We start from the raw sequence: 26,111 nt of genomic DNA on the forward strand, positions 1-26,111 counted from the left end.
CCCTTATCCGGGTTTTTTTATGTTTCAATAGATGTAATGAGTATGGACGGAGGGTTTCTATGAGTAAGAATATATATACTGAATTTCAGATTAAAGAACTTGAAAAGAATCCAAATATCATTAGTGCTTCCGAGCGATCTATTTCCTATAGTCCGGAATTTAAGACAAAAGCTGTTAAGGATTATAAAAAGGGGAAATCCCCCTCTCAAATTTTCATTGACCAGGGATTTAATCTCGAAATAATTGGAAAGAAACAACCTAAACGTTGTCTACAGCGCTGGCGTAGTACCTTTGAAAGGTTTGGTGAGGAAGGCTTCCTTACGGAACGCCGTGGAAAAGGAAGTACAGGACGCCCCACTTCTAAGCCACAGTCTGTAGAGGACCAACTTAGGAAGGCCGAGGCGAGAATCAAATTCCTTGAAGCAGAAAATGACTTCCTAAAAAAGCTGGAAGAGCTAGAAAGGCAGGCTCTGAAAAAGAAATGATTCTAACTGTTGCTGAGAAGTTCTATCTAATTGAAAGGACAATCAGAATACACCAATTAAAGAAGGCTGTTTCCTATCTATGCAAGTTGGCTGGTGTAAGTCGAAGTGGCTACTATGATTGGTTAAAGGCAGCTCCTTACCGTGAGCTTCGTGAAGAACAGGATGAATTGGACATAGAATTGATTAGAAATATTTTCATCAGTAAAAAGGAAAAAGTAGGCGCCCTCCAAATCAAAATGATTATGGAGAATGACTACTCAGCGGTAATGAATCATAAAAAAATCAGGCGGTTGATGACAAAATATAATCTCCTAGCGAAAATCAGAAGGGCCAACCCATATCGGAAGATGGCCAAAGCAACCAAGGAGCACCTTACTTGTCCAAACCTCCTTGATCGTGAATTCAATCAGGAGGAGCCAGGCAAGGTCCTGCTTACTGACATTACCTATCTTTATTATGGGAAAGGCCAAAAAGCGTATTTATCCTGCGTAAAAGATGCCGCGACAAAAGAAATCGTTACGTACCATTTATCCACTTCATTAGAAATGGATATCGTTTACGAGACTTTAAGTAAGCTAAAGCAGGCTGTGTGTCACAAGTTCCATCCGAATGCAATCCTTCATTCTGACCAGGGGTTCCATTACACCCATCCGCTATTTCAGCGCAAAGTGAAGGAACTTGGGATAACCCAATCCATGTCCCGCAAGGGAAACTGTTGGGATAATGCGCCAATGGAAAGTTTCTTTGGCCACTTTAAGGATTTGGCAGAATATAAAACATGTACTCATTTAACGGATGTGAAGGAAGAAGTTGATCGAGTTATTGAAGAATATAATGATCATCGTTATCAATGGGGGCTAAAGAAAATGGCCCCGGTACAATACCGGGACCATTTATTAGCCGCTTAGGCACTTTTTTATACTGTCCGTAAAATGGGGCACAGTTCATTATACACGGGCTTTTTCCTTTATCTGGGGCATTGTTTAAATATCGAAAGGGTTTTTTGATAGTAGCTTAAACATGTTTCCATACTTGGGAAAATGACGACCCTTTTTGGTCAAAAAGTCTAGATAGGGTAGAAGATTCTTGAGTACTCTCTTTAATACTTTGTTGATTTGAAGTCTGTTGAAAATGCGTGTATTTTAATCATTCCTCCTGTTTTAAACATGTCGATTTAATACGGAAACATGGAGATAGAAGATGGCAGACAGCTGTATTTTTGAAAATTAAATAGTAACTAATTGGAAAGGTTAAATAAGAAACTCATAGTAACTTCGAGCATTGTAAGAATTGCTGGGATATTCCGCTAAACTTCTTATGAACTGCATAATACGAATAGAAAACTTGTGGATTTAACAAGCAAAAATTACTTATATTGAACTATCGAGGTAAGTTGGGGTTCAGACATTAAAGGGGAATAATTAATTTATATCTAAGCCTAAGAAGGTATAGTCTGTTTTATTATTTGGAAAATATTGCGGTTGAATCAGTGTTTTTAAGGATACATTAGCAAATGGTTAGGTTATATATCTTCTCTTAATTGATTTAAATCACTTGGCTACCTTTTTGAACTTGATACAGTACCGAATAATTGTGTGATGTAAGTAAAATGAACATACTTAACATAAAAGTATCCCTTAAAGTTAATAGAGTTTTTAGACCAAAGAGGTGTGTAGAAGTGAAGAAAGGTAAATGGAGTCTACAGTTTACTATTATGATACTGGTGTGTGGGGTGGTAGCCCTCTCATTATTCATTACAGATATTCTCATTAGCCAAACAGTTGCAGATACTATAGAAAAGAGCCAGACTGAAAAAGCAGTAAACGTAGCACGAATGGCAGCACAAACCCCGCTTGTAATCGAAGCGTTAAGTGGAAGTGAAAACAATCAGGAAGTTCAGCAATTTACCAATAGGATAAAAAAATCGACAGATGTAGAATTTGTAGTAATAATCGATAATAATGGAATCCGGAAAACTCACCCCGATCCAAGTAAAATAGGAAAAAAATTTGTTGGAGGGGATGAGAAAGATGTATTACGAGGTAGAGAGCACATCTCTATCTCCAAAGGAACTTTAGGCAGGTCTTTGCGTTCTTTCACCCCTGTTTATGATTCAGAGGATAATCAAATTGGAGCCGTGGTGGTCGGTATTTCTCTTCAAAAAGTTAATGATGCTGTTTTAAAAAGCCGTTTTAATATTTATGTAGGAACCGTTTTTGGAATATTGACCGGAATTGCCGGCGCAATACTTTTGGCAAGGTATATTAAGAAAATATTATTTGGGCTGGAACCTTTTGCTATTGCGAAGGTTTTAAAAGAGCGAAATGCCATATTACAATCAGTTCGAGAGGGAATCATAGCGGTAGATCAGAGTTCAACCATTACTCTCGTAAACAAAGCAGCTTTAAAGATATTTAAGAAAGCGGGCATTAATGAAAATCCAACGGGTAAAAAGGTAACTAGTTATATGCCTGACTCAAACCTGGATAGAATCCTGGAGACCGGAAAAGTCGAATTAGATAAAGAGCAGGATTTAAAAGATAGTGTCTTACTAGTGAATAGGGTACCAGTATTTGTGAAGGATGAAATCGTAGGGGCCGTGGCTACATTTCGTGATAAAACAGAAATACATCTGCTGGCGGAACAGCTGACTGGAGTCCGCTTATATGCTGAATCGTTAAGGGCCCAGTCGCACGAATTCATGAACAAACTTCATGTAATACTTGGTATGGTGCATATGCATTATTATGATCAGCTTGCAGCATATATTAGTGATCTTGTTGACCACAGAGAAAACGAGATTGGCTTTATTACCAAAACCGTTAAAGATCCAGTACTAGCCGGTTTTTTAATTGGAAAACTAAGTTATGCAAGGGAAGCAGGTGCTAAGCTGGCATTATCCTCTGACTTTCAATTGCCCGAACCAGAAAATGCAGCTATTACTCATGAGCTAATTACGATAATAGGAAATTTGATTGACAATGCCATAGAAGCAGTAGAAAAAAGGCCCGTTAAACGAATTGAATTAAAGTTTGATTATGCAGATGATATTTTAACTATTGAAGTTCATGATACTGGACAGGGAATATCTGATGCCAATCTTAATCATATCCTTCAAAAAGGATATACAACAAAAGGAAAGGACAGGGGGATTGGTTTATATTTAGTTAAGGCAAGCCTGGATAAGCTAGGAGGAGATCTCAATATTAGTTCAAAAGAAGGTCAAGAAACAACGTTTGTGGTTTATATACCATACAAAGCAAGGATGATGTAGGATGATTAAGGTAATGATCGTAGAAGATGACCCGATGGTTGCAGAGTTCAATAAGCGCTATTTGAATCAAGTCGATGGCTACGAATTAGCTGCTGTCTGTTCCTCAGTGGATCAAGCTCTGAATGTATTGGAAGATCAAAGAATAGGGTTAGTTCTATTAGACATTTTCATGCCTGGGAAAAATGGACTCGATTTACTCTCGCAAATTCGAGAAAGTGAAAAAGAGATAGATGTTATTGTCATTTCTGCTGCGTCGGACATTGAGAGGATTCAGAAAGCATTAAGACTAGGTGCTGTTGATTATTTAATTAAGCCGTTTGAATTTGACCGTTTTAACGCGGCCTTATCAGCATATCGGAACAAATCAGATTTTATTCAAGATAAAAATATGCTAAATCAAGAAGAATTGGATTATCGAATTTTGCATCAAGAAGAAATTCATTTACCAGAGGAATTACCGAAAGGATTAGCACAAGATACCTTAAAGATTATATGGAATGTGATACAGGTATTTAAAAATTCTCCCTTTTCAACAGAGGAAGTCGTAAATGTGGCGGGTATATCCAGGGTATCAGTAAGGAAATATTTAAAATTCATGAAGGATATCGGTGTCCTTGATGTTAAGGTAATCTATGGAACGGTAGGCCGGCCAGTCTCCCAACACAAATTTAATGATGAAAAGAGCCATATTATTCAACGTTATCTGTAAGCAGCCAAAGTGCTGCTTACTTTTTTTAATTACATAATACTAAAATTAGTTAAATAAGCTAGTGTCCTCCGTAAATGACTACTAAGATATAGACTGGCGATTGAGTTATTTATAAATTTTCCACAAGATTGAACAAATAAGCAGTAATGAGGAAATATTATTTTTGTGCTGTATATTTATTTTCCTTTTTACAGTTTTCTTTTAGTAATTACACTTCCCCAGGGAAGAATATACTCTATTGCCTGGTAATGATCATTTTTAAATATACATTTTTAGGAAGAGGGAAAGTCTATGACAGCTTATGAAAAGACAAAAACGGGTTTGGTTACAACTTTAAGAGGAAAAGGTGTTCTGTCAAACCCATTTATTAATAAAGGGGTCGCTTTCACTAATGAAGAAAGAAAGGAGCTAGGATTGGTAGGCTTGCTACCATCCCAGGTGCTTACTCTTGAGGAACAAGTAAAAAGAGCTTATGAACAATTCTCCACTCAACCGAGCAATATTCGGAAGAATGGAATGTTATATGATTTATTTAATAGGAATGTGGTCCTGTTTTACCGTCTACTTAAAGACCATCTAAGTGAAATACTGCCGATCATTTACACACCTACTGTAGGAGAGGCTATTCAACAGTACTCCCAGGAATATCACCGTCCAGGAGGTCTTTACCTATCTATTGATAATATGGAGGGAATGGAAGATGCATTTAAAAACCTGGACCTTTCATCTGATGATATCGATTTAATAGTTGTTACAGATTCTGAAAGTATTCTTGGAATCGGAGATCAGGGAGTTGGCGGAATTAACATAGCCATTGGCAAATTGGCAGTCTACACAGCAGCTGCTGGAATTGATCCAAGCAGGGTGCTACCTATTGTCCTGGATGTTGGGACAGACAATGAAAGCCTGATTAGTGATCCACTGTATATTGGTAACAGGTTTGGGCGTGTTCGCGGTGATGAATACACCGAATTCATTGATTTATTTGTTAAAATGTCTCAAGTCTTCTTCCCAAGGGCATTACTTCACTGGGAAGACTTAGGAAATATAAATGCACGAAATATAATCGATAATTATGGCGAGAAAATTCTCACTTTTAATGATGATATACAAGGTACAGGTGCAGTAACACTAGCCGCCGTAATGTCTGCCTTACAAGTAACTGGTGTTCCTTTAAAGGAACAAAGGGTGGTTGTTTTTGGTCCAGGTGCAGCAGGAATCGGTAATGCTGATCAAATGGTTGAAGCCATGATCCTAGATGGCGTTTCCAGAGAAGAGGCATATGGTAACTTTTGGGCCGTCGATTATCGTGGATTGTTGATAGATGACATTCCAGATGTTTTGAAATTCCAAAAGTCGTATTGCCGGAAAGCTGAGGAAGTCGAGGACTGGGAGCGGAATGAAGTCGGAATTATTCCATTATTAGAGGTAATAAAAAAGGTTAAACCAACCATCTTAATCGGCACTTCTGGTCAAACAGGGGCTTTCTCAGAAGAAGTTGTAAAAGAAATGGCAAAGCACGTGGAACATCCTATAATTATGCCGATGTCAAATCCGACTTCCTTAGCGGAAGCTGTTCCTGAAGACCTGATAAAGTGGACTCAAGGTAAAGCCTTAATAGCGACAGGAAGCCCGTTTGATGATGTTGACTATAATGATGTGATTTATTCAATCGGACAATCTAATAATGCATATATTTTCCCAGGACTTGGACTTGGTGCAATTGTCGCAGAAGCAACAAAAGTCTCTAAGGGAATGCTTGCAGCAGCCTCATCTGCTGTTTCAAGATTATCGGATAGCAGTAAGCCTGGTGCTTCTTTACTCCCTTCAATCAAACAATTGCAAGAGGTTTCTAAATCTGTAGCCATTGAAGTGGCAAAGACAGCCATTGAAGAAGGCATTGCGAAAGCGGATATAACAGATATTGAAAAAGCAATAACAGAATCCATGTGGAAGCCGGAGTACAAAACTATTCGTGGGAAATAAATCCAGATCATTTTGTTGTCTCAAAAGAAAGGGGATCCGTTTTAGGGGAATCTCCGTATAAGTCAGTCATAGTAATCTTTTAAATCGGACAATTTATTTGGAAAGAGAAGTGCATCTCGAGTGAATATTGGGAATATATTTTTAACATTAATACCAATCTTTTTTACAATTATTATTGGTTATTTGGGTGGGTATTTTAAAGTTTTTAATTCAGAATCATCCAAAGGGCTTAACACGTTAGTTACAAAATTTGCATTACCTGCACACTTATTCATTGGGATCACAACAACCTCAAAACAAACCTTAATTAATCAATGGTCATTTTTCTTAACTATGACCATAGGTGTTATTGGCTTTTACATTATCCTTTTAATAGTGGCTCGTTTGGTGTTTAAATTCGATTTAACTAAAGCATCTATGTTTTCATTAAACGCAACTCAGCCAGCCTTTGCTTTTATGGGGATATCTGTATTAGGCAGCTTGTTTGGGGCGCAAGAGATAGCTATACCTATTGCGATTACCGGTATTGTGGTGAATGCCCTTCTGGATCCATTGGCAACAATAGTTGGTACGGTCGGACAATCCGGATTGGGTAAATCTAAAGATGAAAAAACAAACATTCTGGGTATCGTTTTGCATGGTCTTAGCGAACCGCTTGCATGTATTCCCTTACTTGCTGTTGTATTAACACTATTAGGGTTCCAGGCACCGGATATCATAAAAAATGCGCTCGATCAAATTGGGTCAGTGACATCTGGGGTTGCATTATTTGCTGTTGGTGTAACCGTGGGTATCCGTAAGATTAGCTTACGACCAATTGCTTTTGGTATTTCCATTTTAAAAGTTGTGGCTATTCCATTATATATGATTCTGGTTGCTCATCTAATTGGCCTTGATCATGCAGATACAATTAAAGCCATTTTGCTAGTATCATTTCCGGGATCTGCTGTAGCGGCAATGATCTCAACTAGATTTGATTCGTTATCAACTGAAACAGCATCTTCATTTGTAATTAGTACCATTCTATCTTTAATTACATTACCTATCTATATATCCTTGTTAATGTAGCCTTCTAAGTATCCATCCTTCTTGGATGGATACTTTTTAACGGAAGTTTGTGAAATGTTTAACAAACTTATTGTATAACATTAACCTTTTTTTGAAAAGAGGAGATGTTGGCTATTTTTATTTAAGGCTATGTTAAAGGTAAAGGTAAATTAATAAAAATAGATAGTTAAAAGGTGTGGATGGCGATTTAATAAAGGTATAAGCCCAGGAAAATGCGTCGCAAAAAGTATCAATTGCAAAAATTCGCTATAAATCCAAATAAGGTTATAATAAAAGAATTTGTGTAATTACACATTCGAATGCAGCAGTTGATGAAATTTTAAATCTAAATATTCGGCGTACAGGAATCATAGTTAAAAGCCAAATTATCTATGATCAGGAACGGTTTGCTGTTCATTTAGGTGGGGCTGCGACATAAGGGAAAGAATTGTAGGGATATCGGTATTGGATTAAGACAGGTCCTTATTTGGGGCAAGCAAAGAAGAGGACTTATATCTTAGGGTATACTAGGCTGAGCCTATACGAAGCAAAGTATGGGTTTTCGTTTTGTGATAAAAAGGAATGAAGAATCGAATTCTACTAAAATAGATTATTATTCCTTTGACAATCACCTGAAACTCCTTTATATTTAGCTAGTAACTTTAGTGCTTAAAAGCGTTTCAGTAATTATGAGGAGTGAAAAGGTCCGATCCTTACCTCAGTGAATACACAACATGAAAGCGGGGAAATACATCATGCGTCTTGAAGATGCAAAGCTAAAACTCTCCTTACCTGAAGCAATCGGGGTTTTGGCCATTCTTTTCTTAATCATTGCAACTGGCATCATTCATTATGGACTTGCCCCCCATATTCCAATTATAGCGGCACTCCTATTTCTATTTGTTTATGGAAAGTTCAAGAAGCTGCCATTTTCGATTATGGAGGCGGCTATCGTCAAAGGTGCAGGCACTGGTATGGGAGCCATCTATATATTCTTTTTCATTGGAATGCTAATTTCGATCTGGATGGCAAGCGGGACAATCCCTACCATCATGTTCTATGGGTTTGACTGGATTTCCGGTGAATATTTCTATGCAATCACATTTCTGGTGTGTTCGCTAACTGGGCTTTGTATCGGGAGTTCACTTACAACATCAGCCACAATCGGCGTTGCTTTGATAGGGATGGCGTCGGCGATGGATTTATCGTTGGCGATTACGGCCGGTGCAATCATTTCCGGTGCATTTCTTGGCGATAAAATGTCTCCATTATCCGACTCTACCAACCTTGCATCAGGAACGGTTGGAGCACCATTATTTGAACATATTAATAATATGCTTTGGACTACGATTCCAGGTTTTTTCATATCGCTTATCATCTTTTACTTCCTTTCACCGAATGTCAAAGTTGCTCGCGTTGAGGAAATCGAAGCCATGACCAAAGCCCTGGAAATGGAAACGAATATAAGCATATGGAGTTTGATTCCGTTTGTCATCGTACTAATCATGGCTTTGAAAAAGGTGTCAGCGATTCCGACTCTGTCAGCAGGAATCATTTCGGCGGCTGTCATTGCTTTCATACAAACCCCAAGTTTGACGGTTGCAAAACTAGCGGATATCTTATACGGCGGTTTTGTACTGAAGAGTGGAATGGAACAACTTGACTCAATCCTATCGCGGGGCGGAATTGAAAGTATGATGTTCTCCGTTTCGATGGTGTTGCTGGCCTTGGCGATGGGCGGACTATTGTTTGAATTGGGAGTCATTCCTTCTATTTTAAATGCGGTACAGAATTCATTGACGAGTGTAGCGAAAGTGATTTCCGCTACTGTATTTGCAGGAATCAGCGTGAATTTTCTAGTGGGTGAACAGTATTTGTCAGTTATACTGCCTGGGAAAGCTTTTCAGCAGAAATATGAAGATTTAGGCCTGCAGCCCAAAACGCTTGCGAGGGTACTTGAAGATGCGGGAACAGTTGTGAATCCTCTGGTTCCTTGGGGTGTCTGCGGTGTATTCCTGTCACAGGTATTGGGTGTTTCAACCCTTGAATATGCTCCGTTTGCATTTTTCTGCCTACTTTGTCCTTTGCTTAGCCTGATTTCTGGCTTTACTAAAATCGGTATCCATTATAAATGAAAAAACAGGCGGTCGGATTCGACTGCCTGTTTTTTTTGTGATAACTTCCATAACCTTATTGAGAAGGGAAACCCCTGCCATGAACAGAAATGCCAGGGGTATTTGATCGTTTATTTTGAAGACGCGATCTCATCTTTTGGGATGGACACGACTTTTTCTTTCTGTTCAAGTAAGTTCATTCGCATGACGACATTTTGGAATATGCCCATTGAAAGCATGAGCAGCAGTAAGGAAGATCCTCCATAACTGATGAATGGAAGGGTGATTCCTGTAATTGGGATGAGTCCGGTCACTCCGCCGACGTTGATACCGACTTGAATGCCGATCATGGATGAGATGCCGATCAATAAAAGACTTCCAAATGGATCTTTGCATTTGGCTGAAAGTACAAATCCCCTCAGGACGATAAAACCCAGTGTCAATAGAACGAATCCCACTCCGAATATCCCGAGCTCTTCTGCAATGACGGCCATGATGAAATCAGTATGTGATTCAGGCAGGTACCCGTATTTTTGTACACTGTCACCAAGTCCCACTCCAGTAAGGCCGCCGGATCCTATTGCGAATAAGGAATTCACGAGTTGATACCCGCTTTCTCCCGCCTTTCCGAAAGGGTCTGCAAACCCGGTAAAACGGGATAACTTATTTTCAGAAAGAACGGCTGAGAAATTTCCTGTCACGAGCACCCCCAATGCAAATATGGCAACGAATATCGCAGTGATCAAAGAGAGTTTGAATATACTCTTAAAAGACATCCCGGATGAAATGATCATGGTACTTGAAATCAGGAAAATGACCGCTGCCGTTCCATAATCAGGCTGTATTCCGATTAAAAAGCAGATGAATACCAGAAAGAAAATCGGCGGGATGACGGCTTTATCAATACTATTGATTCGATCCTGCCTTTTTCCGTAAATGGCTGCCAGATAAATGATCATGGCTAACTTGGAAAATTCCGCAGGTTGTATCGATGCTGTCCCTATCTTGAACCAGCTTGTGGCATTTCCTGCTGTATGGCCGAAGACAAACAACAGGAAAAGGATACCGGCCATGCCAAACATCATAGACATCAAGAACATTTTGTTTTTGTACATCTTATAAGGAAGAATCATCGTGACGATCATTGCCACGAATGAAATGAGAAAGGCTGTTTTTTGTTTCTCAAAGAAGAAATCCATGGACTGGCCGTATCGAGCGACAGCAGTGATCATGCTCGAACTGTAAATCATGACTAAACCAAACAAACAGAGTAATACGACAGCGATGAAAATAGGGAAGTCGTATGCTTTAATTATTCTTTTCACTTGTGCGCTCACCTCAAATATGTATGCGCGAAAAAATCGCCTTCTTATATAGTAACGGAAAATCGGTTATATAGATAATAATTTTTATTCGATAATATGAATTTATCCTCCATTACCCAGTATTAAACACTAAAACCGATAAACTTGTCTGCCGGATTATCAGAATTTCGATTCTTATATACATTACCTTCGATAAAAAAGTGAATATTCCTTTTTATAACGAAGATTTTTTACTATATATTCCATTTTGGAGCGCTATCATGTCTGGAAGATTAAGTTAATGGTATTTGCGATGGAGGTGGATTCATGGAGCTTCACCAATTGAGTTGTAAAACGTGATGTGATGCAGTGGATACTGTAAACTGTAAACGAATTTGTTAGTGTAATTCATCTTAAGGGGAATACACCGATTAAGCGGCAGGGAGTCGGTCAGGAATCTTATGAAGAGAAAGAACCGGTTGTGAAGTTGGTTCAAAGCGATTATATTATAAAGGCTGCTGTGTCTCTGGCATTATATAAAGAGGGTTCAGGGGAGAATTTTCGTACGTTTTGTGAAGTATAAGAACGTATATCTGTTCAAGAAAAGTGCTCAGGCGCTCTAATCAATTCTTCCAGGCATCCTAATTTCACTTTTAAAAGGGCGTTTTGACAGCTGTGCAGCCGATAAGTTTTGCTGCACTTCAGAGGAGGTGTTCCTCCTCGGTCGATCTTTATTTAAAGCATAAAAATGATATGGAGTACCGATAAAAAAAGTTAAAGCAAGGGGAGTAGTTATGGAAGAAATACATGACAAGTTGGAAGTGTTTTCTCCGGCAACAGGTGAGAAGATTGCGGAAATCGTCCCAACACCATTGAATTCGATTCCTCATATATATATGAAATCAAGACATGCGTTCAAATCATGGTCGAATCTTCCCATCAAGGAACGGCTGCACTATTTAAAACGGCTCCGTTTATTGATGGTTAAAAGGATGGATGAAATAGCAGAAGTCATTTCAAAAGATGCGGGAAAAGTGAAAATTGAAGCGCTGGTTGCTGACATCATGCCAACGATCGATGCAATCAAGCATATCGAGAAACATGCAGTGAAAACTCTTTCCGGGCGGAAGGTCACCACTCCACTCTTGTTAATTGGTAAAAAATCTTATATCCATTATATGCCCCGTGGAACGATTCTCGTCATTTCACCATGGAATTATCCGCTGCAGCTTTCCATGGTTCCCATTCTTAATGCCCTAGCGGCTGGAAATACTGTCATCGCCAAACCATCAGAGGTAACTCCTTTAGTTGGGGCGTGCATCGAAAATCTGTTTCTTGAAGCTGGTTTCCCAGAAGGAACAATACAGTTTGCCCATGGAGGGAAAGAATTGGGTGCGGCATTAACTGAGCAAAAACCAGATTATATATTTTTTACTGGATCTGTAAGGACCGGAAAAATGATTGGTGAGGTTGCAGCAAGAGACCTGATCCCAACGACTTTGGAGCTTGGCGGTAAGGATCCGATGATCGTTCTGCGTGATGCTAACCTGGAACGGGCTGTGAACGGGGCTCTTTGGGGGGCTTTCACAAATAGTGGGCAGGTGTGCATGAGTGTTGAAAGGGTTTATGTGGAACGTCCTGTTTATAAGGAATTCCTGATGCTTCTTAAAGAAAAAACGAAGTCCATGAGGCAGGGGGTGCAATCGCAGGATGATATCGGTTCAATGACTTTCCCTAAACAAGTCGATATTGTGGCTGACCAACTGGAGGATGCACTGAATAAAGGGGCCGTACTTGAAACCGGAACACCTCCGAAAGAGTGGAAAACGGGGCAGACCCATTTCATTCCGCCGACGATTCTTTCCAATGTCGATCATTCCATGAAAATCATGAAAGAAGAAACGTTCGGACCCGTGTTGCCTGTTGTGCCTTTCGATACGGAGGAAGAAGTGATCGCCCTGGCAAATGAAAGTGAATATGGACTCAATTCCAGCGTTTGGACAATGGATAGGGAAAAAGCAAGTCGGATTGCGTCACGGTTAGTAACCGGTGCGGTGACGATCAATGATGTGCTGATTACGGTTGCTAATCATCATTTACCATTTGGCGGTGCCAAACAAAGTGGGGTTGGCCGCTATCATGGCGAGCATGGATTGAAGATTTTCTGCCATGAAAAAGCAATCATGATCGATAAAGGTAAAAACGATACAGAAATACAATGGTATCCATATGAAGGGAAATACACGAGTTTTTTATCGCTGTTTCAGAACTATTTTTCTGCCAAACCGAACTGGATTCGTTTCGGCAAAGAATATTTATCGTTGATAAAATTATCCAAAAGGAACAGAAAATGAGATCCATTTATAAAAAAAGATTGTTATTTTCATAACGAGCGCGTATACTATTAATATACTTAATAACTGATTTTCCTTTTCAAAGGGGAGTAGCGTTAGGGTTCGCCCTAAAACAAAGTCGTCATTACGTGAATGTTAAACATTCATCGGCTTTGTTGACATGATTTCATGTTCAGCAAGACCTTTGCCTATACGGCAGAGGTCTTTTTCTTTTTGCCAATGCCAATAGGAAGGAAATACCACTATTGGAGGTTGAATGGATGGAAGCATCAATGTTATTGGAATATGGCTGGGTCCTACTTATCTTGGTTGGATTAGAAGGGATACTGGCTGCAGATAATGCAGTCGTCATGGCTGTCATGGTTAAGCATTTGCCAAAAGAACAACAGCGGAAAGCCTTGTTTTATGGTTTGATGGGAGCTTTTGTTTTCCGTTTTGCCAGTCTATTCCTTATTTCCTTTCTTGTCGAGGTGTGGCAAGTTCAAGCAATCGGTGCGATTTATTTACTTTTCATCGCTTTTCAGCACATTTACAAAAAATACGCTGGTAAAGGTGAGAAGGAAATCACGAATCCTAAAAAGCAATCCGGCTTCTGGATGACCGTGGTAAAGGTTGAAGCGGCTGATATCGCTTTCGCAATCGATTCCATGTTGGCTGCCGTCGCGCTGGCTGTTACACTTCCTGCAACAGGCTGGATGAAAGTCGGCGGTATTGACGGAGGGCAATTCGCTGTCATGTTCCTCGGCGGTATGATCGGGTTGATCATTATGCGATTTGCAGCAAATGCGTTCGTTAAGCTGCTTCATCGGCGTCCTTCACTTGAAACGGCAGCATTTTTGATTGTGGGTTGGGTTGGTGTGAAATTGGCGGTACACACACTTGCACACCCTTCACTTGCTTTCATTGATCATCATTTCCCTGAATCAACTCTTTGGAAATCGATTTTCTGGACTGTATTGATTGGAATTGCAGCAGGTGCATGGATCATTTCAAGCAAAAAAGAAAAAAAAGAGAAAGAAGAGAAAAAAATACAGGAAGCTTAAAAAAACAGGCGTGCAGGTCACGCCTATTTTTTTTGCTTCTTAAAGTATTTATGGAGATGACCCTCAAAAGCGCAGGTATGTTTACGAATGATATGTTAAAAGATGTGAATATTAAATTCCGGTTATAAAAATGACAATTGTCCCATTGTATTGGGCAAAAAAACTGAAAAAGATATTTTACTGTAATTGCACTGTAACAAACGAGAAAAAACTAAGTATTTTATCATGTTGATAAATTGTATGATTTCATTTTTATCGCAAAAATAGTTCTTTTGGTACTGTCTTTTAGACTCCCTCCGCTTAAGATAAGTATGTTGATGCGTATTTTATGTTCAACAGGAGCGAGGTGAGCAAATGCTTGGTTTGTTGTTTACAGCATTCAAAAAAAAGCGTTCTTTAGAAGAAACCGTATTGAAAATTCAACAAGGCGATAATAGCCTTCGTAATGATACTATAGAGTCATTCAAACCTTTTATTGCAAAAACAGTCTCATCGGTTTGCAAACGTTACATATACGAATCAGATGATGAATTCAGTATTGGAATGATTGCTTTTAACGAGGCAATTGAAAAATACTCCCCGGAAAAAGGCCGTTCTTTATTGGCATTTGCCGAAACCCTCGTTAAACGAAGGGTTATAGATTATTTAAGAAGTCAGTCCAAACATAAAGAAATCCTATTGGATTTAACACTGAATGATGAGAATGATCAAAGCCAAATATATATCGATAATGAAAATTCCATCAATGAATACGAGATGCAGAAGGAATCGGAAAGAAGAAAAGAAGAAATTCAGCTTTATATAAGCCATCTAGAGGATTTTGGTCTGTCATTTGAGGATTTAGTTGAAAACTCTCCCAAACATGCAGATGCCAGGAAGGGAGCTATTATGATCGCTAAATTGTTAATGGAAGATGACGAACTGAAGGAAATCCTGTTTGCAAAAAAGCGGCTGCCCGTAAAACAGCTTGAGGGAAAAGTGGAAGTAAGCAGAAAAACGATTGAACGGAACAGAAAATACATCATTGCCGTGGCAATCATAATAAACGGAGATTTTTTGTATTTGAATGATTATATAAAAGGGGCTATCGATGAATGAAAAAAGGAGTTATTCTTTCAGTTAATAAACGATTTGTAACCCTATTGACCCCCGAGGGTGAATTTCTGAAAACCAAAAGGCAGGAAAGGGAATATGAAGTGGGTGAGGAAATCACTTTTTCACCTGCAAAACAAAAATTCACTTTAGCCTTTTCCAATATTCATTCATCTTTCAAAAAAACGGCCGTGCTAAGCATTGCCTCCACCTTCCTGATTCTCTTTTCAATTCTTCCTTCTTATTTCTCTGGTCCTGTGTCGGCATATATGACGATAGATGTGAATCCAAGCATTGAATTGGAGCTTGACGATGATTTAGAAGTTCTTAAGCTTACAGGATTAAATGAAGACGGAAAGCTTGTGATCGGTCAGCTGAAGGACTGGAAAGGCAAGGATATAAAGGCTGTTACAAACCGAATCGTTGAAACGACGAAGCAACTTGGTTATTTGAAAGGAAATAAACAAATAGTCGTTTCCACAACGTTAATGGAAAAAAATAAAGAACTGGATAAGAATTTAAAAGCGGAGATAAAAGAAATATCTGAGCAGGATAGTGTTTCCAAAACAAAGATGAAAGTGATCCAGGCAACAAAAAGCGATCGGAAGCACGCTAGGGAACAAGGCATATCCACGGGTAAGTATCTCGAAAAGAAGTTGAATGAAGATAAAGATAAGATAAAGGTCAATAAGAGGGAGCCTGCCCCGGCGCCAGTTAAAAAAGTCGAAGAAAACGTTATTATTCCGAAAGAAAAGGGCGTAATGCTAAGTGCGGAAAACAAATCGGATGGAGAAAAGAAAAAAGAGAATAATGAAAATGAAATAAAACAAAAGCCGGCCAATGAAGCCAAACCGACTGAACGGAAAAACGCGGGAGTTACCGAAATTAAGGAACAAACCGAACGGGAAGATACAAGTGGAAAACGGAATGCGATAAATGGATATAAGGAAAAAAGCAACGAGTCAAAAGGGAAATCGGATAGATATCACAGCAACCAATCAAAGGACAAGCAGAAAAATGATAAAAAGTTCGATGAAAAAAAAGTTTCATCACTCAAAGAAAAGAATAGTGATGATTCTATAAAGCCCGACAATAAAAATAAGCAAAATAAACAGGGTAGGGATGATAGACAAGATAAACAGGATACGCAGGATAGGCAGGAAAAACAAGGTAAACAGGGTGAGCAGTATAAACAAGATAGGAAAGATTGGGATAAGTCGAAAAGGGGTAAAGGCAATAATGGAAATGGACATAATCATTAAAAAGAGTCCAGCATGCAGCTGGACTCTTAGCCATGGATATTTAATTGTGAATTATTGACCTTTAAGTTGAGATTGTGCTTGTTGTACAAGACGTTTCGTGATTTCTCCGCCAACTGAACCATTGGCACGTGCTGAAGTATCGGAACCTAATTGTACACCGAATTCAGATGCAATTTCATATTTGATTTGTTCTAATGCTTGTTCGATTCCTGGAACAAGAAGGTTGTTACTGCTGTTAGCCATTTGAATCTCCCCTTTACTTTTTCAACGGCTTTTGCCGCTGTAATGATAGTATAAGTAGAATGTGGAGTTTTACTTATGCGAGCAGCATCAAACTTATTGGTAAACCTGCCTTTTTGTTGTAAGTAAGTCAGTTTTAAAAGAGAATGGAAAAAAGAATGAAAAAAGGGTAAACTAGATTTTTAATGGTTATGTGATTTGCATAACTATAAAGGAGCAAGAAAGGAAACTCTTTATGTTTGCTATCAAAAAATTATTATCAAAGTTAACACCAGCTCAGCTTATCGTCGGTTATTATGTTTTGGCAGTCAGCATCTCGACCGTACTGTTGAGTCTGCCGGTCGCTCTTAAGCCAGGCGTGGAATTTGGATTCATGGATGCTTTATTCACAGCCGTAAGTGCAGTTAGTGTAACAGGTCTAACAGTTGTAAGTTTGCCCGAAGTGTATAATGAGGTAGGCTATTTCATTCTCATGTTCGTTCTCCAATTTGGCGGTATTGGCATCATGACACTCGGAACCTTTTTCTGGCTTATAGTGGGCAAGAAAATCGGGTTGAAGGAAAGACAATTGATCATGACAGATCAAAACCAATCGAATCTTTCCGGTCTTGTTAAATTATTGATCCAAATCATTCAGATATTTGTCGTAATTGAAATGATAGGGGCTCTCGTTTTAGGCATTTACTTTCTGAATTATTTTCCAAACGGGAAAGAAGCCTTTTTAAATGGCTTATTTTTAGCCGTAAGTGCCACCACGAATGCTGGTTTTGATATTACCGGTATATCGATGATTCCATTTAAAGACGATTATTTTGTACAGTTCATAACGATTATCCTGCTTACCCTTGGAGCCATTGGGTTTCCTGTCTTGATTGAGCTGAGGGAGTTTTTGTCCAATAGTGCACGTACTTATAAGTTTCATTTTTCTTTGTTCACGAAGCTGACCTCAGTCACTTTCTTTTCCCTTATCGTTGGGGGAACGATCCTGATTTATCTTCTGGAAATTAATAGGTTCTTTAAAAATAAGAACTGGCATGAATCGTTCTTTTACTCATTATTTATGTCCTCCAATACGCGGAGCGGCGGTTTGGCAACCATGAATGTGAGTGACTTTTCGGAACCGACCCTTTTATTGTTGAGCATATTGATGTTCATTGGAGCCTCCCCAAGTTCAGTCGGGGGAGGAATCCGGACAACTACACTGGCCATCATGATTCTATTTTTATGGAATTTCATGAGAGGAAGGCGTTCCATAAAAGTTTTCAAACGGGAGATTCATCCCGATGATATCCGAAAAGCGACAGCGGTTATGATCATGGGATCGCTTCTTTGCATAATGGCGGTCTTCATATTATCCATTACTGAAAATTTCACTTTGATGCAAATCATTTTTGAAGTATGTTCGGCTTTCGGTTCAGTCGGCCTTTCGATGGGAATTACGCCTGACCTCAGCAATACCGGTAAAATTGTCATTATGATCATTATGTTCATTGGCCGTGTCGGGATAACCTCTCTCCTGTATATCATAGGCCATAAAGAAGTTACGGAAAATTTCCATTATCCAAAAGAACGCGTCATCATTGGGTAAATGATTTAAGTTGATCAGTGACCTTTCCACTCGGTGGAAAGGTTTTTTGTGTTGTTTGCAGGAATCATGGATTAAAATGTTGAAATTTACCTATAAGTGAGTGTCCTACCATTTCAAATATGCATAATTTGATCCCTTTCTTGGAATTCGATCGGATGAAGTATAAATCATTTTGGTAAGGAGGTGGAGAATGTGAAGAAATATACTGGAAGGATCATTGTCCCTGTTCTTTTTTTTGTATTGATATTACCCTATGTAGGGTGGCTGGGTCATGAAGAACGCGGTTTTTCCGCCTTTGCAGGAATATATTTAGTCGTAATTTTAACCATAGCCTGGTGTTTGGGTGCCATCTATGATCATAAACGGAAAACGATAGCTTTATTGCAGGATAGTGAAGGGCGTTATCGCATTTTCTCCAATTACTCTAAAGAATTGGTCAATAGCTTCAATGAGGTTATTTTCCAAACGGATGATAAAGGAAAATGGTTGTACTTAAACCCGGCATGGAAATCGATGAGTGGTGCATCCGTGAATGAATCCCTGGGGCTTCACTTTTCTAAACATATGGATAACAATTCTTATCAAGACGTATTAAAGGCCTTTGCGGACTCCTTTCATCGAGGGGATAAATATTTTCGTGCGGACATTAAACTAAATGCGAAAAAGGGAACAAGCTGGGTTGAGGCATTCGTTAAACTTATTTACGATGACGCTGGGAAATTCATCGGGACAGCGGGCATATTATCGGAAATTAATGAACGTAAACATGCGGAGGAAAAGCTTGTGAGCCTAAACGAACATTTGGCAATCACATCAAGCAAGTTATCAACGGCTGCCCAACTTGCGGCTGGGATTGCACATGAAGTCAGGAATCCGATGACGGCGATAATGGGATTCGTGAAGCTGATTAAAGATGGCGGTGCCGAAAAGCAGGAATACTACGATATTATTTTTTCGGAAATAAATCGAATCGAGAAAGTGCTGAATGAGCTCTTGCTGCTATCGAAACCCACTGGGGCGGTATTTCTTGAGAAGGATATAAAGGAAAGCTGCAACCATGCCGTAACGCTGTTGGAGACAAATGCTGTACTGAACAATATTCAAATTCATAAAAATTATGATTCAGAACCAATTTTTATGTACTTTGATGAAAACCAAATCAAGCAAGTGCTGATAAACATGATAAAAAATTCCATAGAATCGATGCCGAATGGCGGAAATATTTTTGTGAGCATAAATGAAAAAAATGGGGAAGTTTTTTTGAGCATTTTGGATGAAGGGGATGGTATTCCGGAAAACTCCCTTCAAAAAGTAGGAGAACCATTTTTCACTACGAAAACATCAGGAACGGGTTTGGGTCTTTCCGTTTGTTTTAGAATCATCGAAAAGCATGGAGGAAAAGTATTCATCACAAGTGAACTGAAAAAAGGTACGAAAATCGTTTGTATATTTCCAACCGTGCAACAAAAGCAATATAGTGAGAACGAAAAGGTCAAGATGCGTGATCTTGAATGACAAGAAAACAAAAGATTAAATTATTTGAAAAAATCAGAATCTTGTGTATATACTTTAAAAGTAATAACATACTAACCGGTTAGTAAGTTTAAAAGGAGGAATTCAATTTGCACTTTGAACATACTGAAAAGGTGAAAAATCTGGAAAAGAAGTTAACGGAATTCATGGAGAAGCACGTTTACCCAAATGAATCGACCTACAAAAAGCAGCTCGAAGCACAGGAAAGCCGCTGGAGTGAAATTCCCCCGATTTTATCTGAATTGACGGCAAAAGCAAAAGAAGAAGGATTATGGAATTTATTTTTACCTGATAGCGGTTATGGCGCGGGTTTAACAAATCTAGAATATGCCCCGCTTTGCGAGATCATGGGTAGGTCGACGATAGGACCTGAAATCTTCAACTGTAATGCGCCGGACACTGGTAATATGGAAGTGTTGGTGAGATATGGCTCGGATGAACATAAAGAACGCTGGCTGAAGCCCTTGCTTGCTGGGGAAATCCGTTCATGCTTCTCGATGACGGAACCGGAAGTGGCGTCTTCCGATGCGACCAATATCGAATGCAGGATTGAAAGGACGGGTAATGAGTATGTCATCAACGGCCGAAAATGGTGGTCTTCAGGAGCAGGCGATCCCCGATGCAAGATTGCCATCGTCATGGGTAAGACAGATCCTGAGGCGGCCAAGCATGAACAACAGTCAATGATTCTTGTCCCGCTCGCTACACCTGGTGTCAAAATCGAAAGAATGCTCCCTGTGTTTGGTTATGATCATGCCCCGCATGGCCATGCCGAAATCACGTTTGAAAATGTAAGGGTCCCGGCAACGAATATTCTATGGGGTGAAGGAAAAGGATTTGCGATTGCCCAAGGAAGGCTCGGACCGGGAAGGATACATCATTGCATGAGGCTGATCGGCGCTGCTGAAAGAGCACTTGAAGAATTATGTAAGCGCATTCAAGATCGTGTCGCTTTTGGTAAAACATTGGCGAGACAAGGTGTAATCATGGAGTGGGTTGCTGATTCACGGATTGAAATCGAACAAGCAAGACTTCTGACCTTAAAAGCTGCCTATATGATGGATACCGTCGGGAACAAGGAAGCGAAGGCGGAGATCGCGATGATAAAAGTGGTGGCGCCAAATATGGCATTGAATGTGCTGGACAGGGCCATCCAAGGCTTTGGAGCTGCCGGGATTTCCGATGATTTCCCTTTTGCTGCTCATTGGGCCAATGCACGGACTTTAAGGCTTGCTGATGGTCCCGATGAAGTTCACCGCTCACAAGTTGCTAAAATAGAACTTCGAAAATACCAACAAAAGCATGAGGTGAAAATATGAAAGTTACCGACTTATTCGATCTAACTGGAAAGACGGCGATCATAACCGGTGGAGGGAGAGGATTGGGAGCACAAATAGCGACCGGCTTTGCCGAAGCTGGGGCAAATGTCGTACTTTGTTCAAGGAAGAAGGAAGCATGTGACGAAGTTGCCTCGCAAATCGAAAAGCTTGGAGTCAAAGCGCTTTCCTTCAAGTGTGATATCACCAATCCGTCAGATGTCCAGGAAGTCGTTAACGAAACTTACCGTGAATTTGGTGCCATCGACATATTAGTGAACAATAGCGGGGCATCCTGGGGGGCACCAGCCGTCGACATGCCCCTTGAAGCGTGGCAGAAGGTGATGAATGTCAATGTAACCGGAACCTTTATCATGAGCCAGACAACAGGCAGGGTCATGATTGAGCAGGGACATGGGAAAATCATAAACATCGCTTCCGTTGCCGGATTAGGGGGTACCGACCCGAGGGTGCTCGATACGGTCGGATATAATACGAGTAAAGGGGCGGTCATTACTTTAACGAAGGATTTAGCCGTTAAATGGGGTCAGCATAATATCAATGTTAATGCAATCGCACCTGGTTTCTTTCCGACAAAAATGACGAAAGGGGTTCTTGAGCAAGGAAAGAATCCTATCTTGGATTCCACGCCGCTAAAAAGGTTAGGGAGTGATGATGATTTGAAAGGGGCAGCGGTTTTCCTGGCCTCAAAGGCATCTGATTTTGTGACTGGTAATATTTTGATCGTCGATGGGGGTTCACATGCAAAGTAATGAAAGGTAAGTAAATATGGCTGGAGGGTATGAAATGATGAATGAAAAAAAATGGCTTTCCGTTTATCCTGATTCAATTTCAAAGGAAATAAAAGTCCCTGAGTTCCCGATGCAAAGAATCCTTCAAAATGCATGTGAGTCCCATCCAAACAATACAGCTATTACTTTTTATGACCGAAAGATATCTTATCAGGAACTTTTTCATGCGTCGCGAGCCTTTGCTTCAGCCTTGCAAAAAAAAGGTGTTCAAAAAGGTGATCGTGTCGCCATCATGCTGCCTAACTGTCCGCAGTACGTCATAGCTTATTATGGATCATTGACAACAGGAGCCATTATCACCCAAATCAACCCAATGCTGGTTGAAAGGGAGCTGCAGCATATTTTACAGGACTCCGGTGCAGAAACGATCGTTGTATTGGATGGATTATACCCGAAAGTGAAAAGTGTGCAGCAACATTCAAATTTGAAAAATATTATCGTCGTAAGCCTGCAGACTTCGGATGCAGATTTTCAGCCTGATGCGTCTTTTGATCAATTCATGAAGACAGGAGACGGAAAAATCAATCCCGTATCAATCGATCCGGAAAATGATATAGCCGTTCTTCAGTATACAGGAGGAACGACTGGCCGTTCAAAAGGGGCGATGCTGACACACAGCAATATTCTGGCCAATGTCGTTCAAACGTATGAATTCTTCAAGCATGAATTAAAAATAGGTACTGAAAGAACGCTGTCGGTCATCCCGCTTTTTCATGTTTTTGGAATGTCGTCCGCAATGAATTTATCCGTGTATATCGCGGGTGACTCCATCATGCTGCCACGATTTGAAATAGAAGAAGTGCTGGAAACGATTAAGCGTGAACAGCCGACCACTTTTCCTGGTGTACCGACCATGTATGTAGCGTTGACGAATCATCCGAAGGCAGAAGAATATGGAATGGGCTCCATTCAGGTCTGTAACAGCGGAAGTGCACCGATGCCCGTGGAACTGCTGCGTGAGTTCGAACGAAAATCAGGTGCGAAGATATTGGAAGGCTACGGTCTTACGGAAGCTTCGCCAACAACGCATTGTAATCCGGCATTTGCAAAAAGGAAACCTGGGAGCGTCGGGATTGGTGTCCCTTCGACTGAATATAAAGTGATGGACCTGGGAGACGGAACAAAAGAAGTGGGGTCTGGCGAATTGGGGGAATTGGTCGTCAAAGGGCCTCAAGTGATGAAAGGGTACTGGAATATGCCAGAGGAAACGGCGGTTACCCTAAGGGATGGTTGGCTTTATACGGGTGATATCGCCAAAGTTGATGAAGATGGATACCTCTATATTGTCGACAGGAAAAAAGATTTGATCATCGCAAGTGGTTATAATATATATCCGCGAGATGTCGAGGAAGTTCTCTATGAACATCCAGCTGTCCAGGAAGCCGTTGTCATCGGAGTTCCAGATGCTTACCGAGGGGAGTCGGTAAAAGCGGTGCTTGTACTTAAAGATAATAAAACGGCCAATGAACGGGAAATCATCGATTACTGCCGTGCAAACCTATCGGCTTATAAAGTTCCGCATTTCGTTGAATTTCGTGAAGAGTTACCGAAAACAAATGTCGGAAAGATTTTAAGGAGGGCTTTAAGAGAAGAACTTTCCAGGAAATAAAAGGGCTTTGATGGCACGAAAGCGTATGATATCAATTCAGCTGAAATTTTAACAGATTGCGAGGATGCATACATGAAAGAAAAAATGACAGAACATAGCATACGCTTATTTGAAAAGAAGGGCTTTAGTGAAACGTCGATTTCTGATATCGTCGAATCGGTCGGGGTGACGAAGGGAACGTTTTATTATTACTTTACGAGCAAAGAGCAGTTGCTAATGGATATTCATCTAGCTTATATCGACGAGTTGCTTAGTGAGCAGGAAAGAATCATGTTGGAACCTGGGAAAAGCTGCAAGGATAAACTTTTCGATATGGTCTTGATGCTTTTAAAGAGCATTAAAACCAAAAAATCCAGCGCAACGGTCTTTTTCCGTGAAATGAAGAATCTAAGTGACGATAAGCTTGCACAAATCCTTCCTAAGCGGGATGAGTTCCGTAATAAAATCGAGCAAGTTCTGATTAGTGGCATCGAGTGCGGAGAACTGCGTTCCAATCTCGATGCATCGATCATCTCTTTTGCTATTTTGGGTGTGGCCAATTGGAGCTATCATTGGTTCGACCCAGAAGGTGAAAAAACCGAACAGGAAGTTGCAGCCATTTTTATGGGGATGATTCTGCAGGGAATTGAAGCGTGACCAGGTTACATACTAACCGGTTAGTCGAAGGGAGATAGAAGGCATGGCCAACAAGCAAATCCAATCAATTACCGTTATTGGGGCTGGGCAGATGGGGCATCAAATTGCGATGCTTGCTGCACTAGGAGGTTACGAAACGATTCTTCAGGATGTTCATGAAAACGCGTTGAATGCAGCCAAAGAAAAATTGGACGTCATTTTGACTAAATGGGTTCAAAAAGGAAAATTGTCTGAAGATCGTAAATTGGCTGCTTTTAGCCGTCTTCAATATACCACCGAACTTGAGAAAGCGGCCAGTGGGGCTGATTTGATCATTGAAGCGGTAGTTGAAAAACTTGATGTGAAGCAGGAGGTTTTCGCCAAACTTGAAGAACTGGCCCCAGCAGAAACCATCTTTGCCACGAATAGTTCAACGATTGTCAATAGCCTGATTGCGAGTGTAACGAATCGTCCGGATAAGTTCATTAATATGCATTTCTTTTTCCCGCCTCTAGTAATGGATTGTGTTGAGGTTGTAATGAGTGACCAAACATCCGAGGAAACAGCGAAGCTTGCAATGGAAGTCACAGAGAATATGAATAGGACAGGAGTTTTGTTGAGGAAAGAGATATCGGGATTCGTAGCCAACCGAATTTTGGGAGCGTTGCAGCGTGAGGCCTTATATTTGTATGAAGAAGGAATTGTTGACTATAAGGATATCGATTTGATTTGCAGGAAAGCTTTAGGCCATCCCATTGGTCCTTTTGAACTGATGGATCTATCAGGTATTGATGTAGGGTATTTTGTCATGCAGCAGCGTTTCAATGAAACTGGAAATCAAGAAGACAAGCCAAATGCTTGTATAGAAGAAAAGGTGAATAAAGGACATTTAGGCAGGAAAACAGGAAAAGGCTGGTATGATTATCCAAACCAAGGAGTGAAGAATTGATGACAAAATTAATTAAAGTGGTTAAGGAAAATAAGCTTGCGGTCATCACCATCGATAATCCTCCATTAAATGTAATCAGTAAACAAGTCTTCAGAGAATTGGGAGAATCTTTCGATGAACTATCAAAAGATACTGAAACTGTTGCGGTACTCATAACCGGTGCAGGCAATATCGCATTTGCGGCAGGGGCTGATATAAAAGAATTCCCTAGCATGATGGGGAACCCGAATATGAAAGAAATGGTTAAGGAAAGTCATGCCGTCCTAACTAAAATCGAACAGTTTCCTAAACCTACGATGGCTGTATTAAACGGCCTGACCTTGGGCGGCGGATGCGAACTGGCACTGGCCTGTGATTTGCGAGTAGCTGAAACACAAGTTCAAATCGGACTGCCGGAAGTGAAATTAGGCTTATTCCCTGGAGCTGGCGGTACACAGCGTTTGTCAAGACTTGTAGGAAATGCAAAGGCAAAAGAGATTATATTTACCGGTGATCCGCTTGGTGCCGCGGAAGCGGAAAAGATCGGGCTTGTCAATAAAGTCGTTGAGCAAGGCAGCGGCTTATCGGAAGCGAAAATCTTGGCCTCACGAATGACAAGGCACTCACTTCAGTCACTTTCGAGAATCAAGAAGGCGATTAATGAAGGAAGTGAGGCAACACTTGAACAAGGTCTAGAGATTGAAACGAATCTTTTTGAAGAAATCTTCCAAACTGAAGATGTTAAAGAAGGGGTTTCCGCTTTCTTGGATAAACGTAAACCTGCTTTCGTACATCGTTAA

At 40.2% G+C, this 26,111-nt stretch carries 20 protein-coding genes; 18 read left to right on the forward strand and 2 right to left on the reverse strand.

Annotation, left to right across the window (positions count from 1 at the left end):
- Nucleotides 1–59 precede the first annotated feature (59 nt).
- The 6 genes from AC0VX1_RS07135 to nhaC all read left to right on the forward strand — a co-directional run bounded on the left by AC0VX1_RS07135 (nt 60) and on the right by nhaC (nt 9,636).
- Nucleotides 60–1,393 (forward strand): IS3 family transposase gene (locus tag AC0VX1_RS07135; protein WP_475468889.1). Its coding sequence is split into 2 segments (ribosomal slippage): nt 60–432 and nt 432–1,393, totalling 1,335 coding nucleotides; the frame shifts between segments, so codons are not numbered across the junction.
- Between the two features lie 770 nt (nt 1,394–2,163).
- Nucleotides 2,164–3,759: a DcuS/MalK family sensor histidine kinase gene (gene dcuS, locus AC0VX1_RS07140; protein WP_475470554.1), complete on the forward strand. Its 1,596-nt coding sequence runs from the start codon at nt 2,164–2,166 to the stop codon at nt 3,757–3,759.
- 1 nt (nt 3,760) lies between these two features.
- Nucleotides 3,761–4,468, forward strand: a complete 708-nt coding sequence (locus AC0VX1_RS07145) for a response regulator (protein ID WP_098865242.1) — start codon at nt 3,761–3,763, stop codon at nt 4,466–4,468.
- Nucleotides 4,469–4,759: 291 nt separating this feature from the next.
- Nucleotides 4,760–6,454: an NAD-dependent malic enzyme gene (locus AC0VX1_RS07150; RefSeq protein WP_413022110.1), complete on the forward strand. Its 1,695-nt coding sequence runs from the start codon at nt 4,760–4,762 to the stop codon at nt 6,452–6,454.
- Nucleotides 6,455–6,574: 120 nt separating this feature from the next.
- Nucleotides 6,575–7,522, forward strand: a complete 948-nt coding sequence (locus AC0VX1_RS07155) for an AEC family transporter (RefSeq protein WP_034314223.1) — start codon at nt 6,575–6,577, stop codon at nt 7,520–7,522.
- A 734-nt stretch (nt 7,523–8,256) separates the two neighbouring features.
- On the forward strand, nt 8,257–9,636 hold the full coding sequence (nhaC, locus tag AC0VX1_RS07160; protein ID WP_475470556.1) for a Na+/H+ antiporter NhaC: 1,380 nt from the start codon (nt 8,257–8,259) through the stop codon (nt 9,634–9,636).
- Nucleotides 9,637–9,746: 110 nt separating this feature from the next.
- Here the strand turns inward: nhaC and AC0VX1_RS07165 are convergent, their stop codons facing one another.
- Nucleotides 9,747–10,940 carry an FtsW/RodA/SpoVE family cell cycle protein gene (locus AC0VX1_RS07165; protein ID WP_475470558.1) on the reverse strand — a complete coding sequence of 398 codons (1,194 nt, stop codon included), beginning with the start codon at nt 10,938–10,940 and terminating at the stop codon, nt 9,747–9,749.
- Nucleotides 10,941–11,713: 773 nt separating this feature from the next.
- On the opposite strand from AC0VX1_RS07165, the gene AC0VX1_RS07170 reads away from it, so the two are divergent.
- The 4 genes from AC0VX1_RS07170 (at nt 11,714) to AC0VX1_RS07185 (ending at nt 16,670) form a co-directional block, all read left to right on the forward strand.
- Entirely contained in the window at nt 11,714–13,273 is a 1,560-nt protein-coding gene (locus AC0VX1_RS07170) for an aldehyde dehydrogenase family protein (RefSeq protein ID WP_475470560.1), read from the forward strand.
- A 260-nt stretch (nt 13,274–13,533) separates the two neighbouring features.
- A complete protein-coding gene (locus AC0VX1_RS07175) occupies nt 13,534–14,316 on the forward strand; it encodes a TerC family protein (protein ID WP_413010663.1) in 783 nt (260 codons plus the stop codon).
- Between the two features lie 354 nt (nt 14,317–14,670).
- Nucleotides 14,671–15,414, forward strand: a complete 744-nt coding sequence (sigI, locus tag AC0VX1_RS07180) for an RNA polymerase sigma factor SigI (protein WP_054397036.1) — start codon at nt 14,671–14,673, stop codon at nt 15,412–15,414.
- Nucleotides 15,411–16,670 carry an anti-sigma factor domain-containing protein gene (locus AC0VX1_RS07185; protein WP_475470562.1) on the forward strand — a complete coding sequence of 420 codons (1,260 nt, stop codon included), beginning with the start codon at nt 15,411–15,413 and terminating at the stop codon, nt 16,668–16,670. The genes sigI and AC0VX1_RS07185 overlap by 4 nt, the downstream gene beginning before the upstream one ends.
- Nucleotides 16,671–16,721: 51 nt before the next feature.
- Here AC0VX1_RS07185 and AC0VX1_RS07190 read toward each other — a convergent pair whose 3' ends face one another.
- Nucleotides 16,722–16,913: an alpha/beta-type small acid-soluble spore protein gene (locus AC0VX1_RS07190; protein WP_034314196.1), complete on the reverse strand. Its 192-nt coding sequence runs from the start codon at nt 16,911–16,913 to the stop codon at nt 16,722–16,724.
- 190 nt (nt 16,914–17,103) lie between these two features.
- Here AC0VX1_RS07190 and AC0VX1_RS07195 point away from each other — a divergent pair, with 190 nt between their 5' ends.
- From AC0VX1_RS07195 to AC0VX1_RS07230, 8 genes are all read left to right on the forward strand, one after another.
- The gene (locus tag AC0VX1_RS07195) at nt 17,104–18,498 is read left to right on the forward strand and encodes a TrkH family potassium uptake protein (protein ID WP_475470564.1); all 1,395 of its coding nucleotides are present in this window, start codon (nt 17,104–17,106) and stop codon (nt 18,496–18,498) included.
- Nucleotides 18,499–18,690: 192 nt separating this feature from the next.
- Nucleotides 18,691–20,013, forward strand: a complete 1,323-nt coding sequence (locus AC0VX1_RS07200) for an ATP-binding protein (protein WP_413011655.1) — start codon at nt 18,691–18,693, stop codon at nt 20,011–20,013.
- Between the two features lie 107 nt (nt 20,014–20,120).
- Nucleotides 20,121–21,350 carry an acyl-CoA dehydrogenase family protein gene (locus tag AC0VX1_RS07205; protein ID WP_475470566.1) on the forward strand — a complete coding sequence of 410 codons (1,230 nt, stop codon included), beginning with the start codon at nt 20,121–20,123 and terminating at the stop codon, nt 21,348–21,350.
- On the forward strand, nt 21,347–22,120 hold the full coding sequence (locus tag AC0VX1_RS07210; protein WP_034314189.1) for an SDR family oxidoreductase: 774 nt from the start codon (nt 21,347–21,349) through the stop codon (nt 22,118–22,120). The genes AC0VX1_RS07205 and AC0VX1_RS07210 overlap by 4 nt, the downstream gene beginning before the upstream one ends.
- A 37-nt stretch (nt 22,121–22,157) precedes the next feature.
- Nucleotides 22,158–23,768 carry a long-chain-fatty-acid--CoA ligase gene (locus AC0VX1_RS07215; protein WP_283930832.1) on the forward strand — a complete coding sequence of 537 codons (1,611 nt, stop codon included), beginning with the start codon at nt 22,158–22,160 and terminating at the stop codon, nt 23,766–23,768.
- 72 nt (nt 23,769–23,840) lie between these two features.
- Complete coding sequence (locus tag AC0VX1_RS07220; protein WP_145504946.1) at nt 23,841–24,404, forward strand: TetR/AcrR family transcriptional regulator; 564 nt, start codon at nt 23,841–23,843, stop codon at nt 24,402–24,404.
- A 43-nt stretch (nt 24,405–24,447) separates the two neighbouring features.
- Entirely contained in the window at nt 24,448–25,332 is an 885-nt protein-coding gene (locus AC0VX1_RS07225; RefSeq protein WP_214810230.1) for a 3-hydroxyacyl-CoA dehydrogenase family protein, read from the forward strand.
- The gene (locus tag AC0VX1_RS07230; RefSeq protein WP_098184729.1) at nt 25,332–26,111 is read left to right on the forward strand and encodes an enoyl-CoA hydratase; all 780 of its coding nucleotides are present in this window, start codon (nt 25,332–25,334) and stop codon (nt 26,109–26,111) included. Before AC0VX1_RS07225 ends, AC0VX1_RS07230 begins: the two co-directional genes overlap by 1 nt.

Source organism: Peribacillus sp. QJM3NY_7, from assembly GCF_056173225.1.

Excerpts from the sequence above, each read along its gene's own strand:
- nhaC (WP_475470556.1), top strand. The coding sequence starts at position 8,257 with ATGCGTCTTGAAGATGCAAAGCTAAAACTCTCCTTACCTGAAGCAATC.
- AC0VX1_RS07185 (WP_475470562.1), top strand. The coding sequence starts at position 15,411 with ATGAAAAAAGGAGTTATTCTTTCAGTTAATAAACGATTTGTAACCCTA.
- AC0VX1_RS07210 (WP_034314189.1), top strand. The coding sequence starts at position 21,347 with ATGAAAGTTACCGACTTATTCGATCTAACTGGAAAGACGGCGATCATA.
- AC0VX1_RS07150 (WP_413022110.1), top strand. The coding sequence starts at position 4,760 with ATGACAGCTTATGAAAAGACAAAAACGGGTTTGGTTACAACTTTAAGA.
- AC0VX1_RS07190 (WP_034314196.1), bottom strand. The coding sequence starts at position 16,913 with ATGGCTAACAGCAGTAACAACCTTCTTGTTCCAGGAATCGAACAAGCA.
- AC0VX1_RS07220 (WP_145504946.1), top strand. The coding sequence starts at position 23,841 with ATGAAAGAAAAAATGACAGAACATAGCATACGCTTATTTGAAAAGAAG.
- AC0VX1_RS07230 (WP_098184729.1), top strand. The coding sequence starts at position 25,332 with ATGACAAAATTAATTAAAGTGGTTAAGGAAAATAAGCTTGCGGTCATC.
- AC0VX1_RS07175 (WP_413010663.1), top strand. The coding sequence starts at position 13,534 with ATGGAAGCATCAATGTTATTGGAATATGGCTGGGTCCTACTTATCTTG.
- AC0VX1_RS07225 (WP_214810230.1), top strand. The coding sequence starts at position 24,448 with ATGGCCAACAAGCAAATCCAATCAATTACCGTTATTGGGGCTGGGCAG.
- sigI (WP_054397036.1), top strand. The coding sequence starts at position 14,671 with ATGCTTGGTTTGTTGTTTACAGCATTCAAAAAAAAGCGTTCTTTAGAA.
- AC0VX1_RS07170 (WP_475470560.1), top strand. The coding sequence starts at position 11,714 with ATGGAAGAAATACATGACAAGTTGGAAGTGTTTTCTCCGGCAACAGGT.
- AC0VX1_RS07145 (WP_098865242.1), top strand. The coding sequence starts at position 3,761 with ATGATTAAGGTAATGATCGTAGAAGATGACCCGATGGTTGCAGAGTTC.
- AC0VX1_RS07215 (WP_283930832.1), top strand. The coding sequence starts at position 22,158 with ATGAATGAAAAAAAATGGCTTTCCGTTTATCCTGATTCAATTTCAAAG.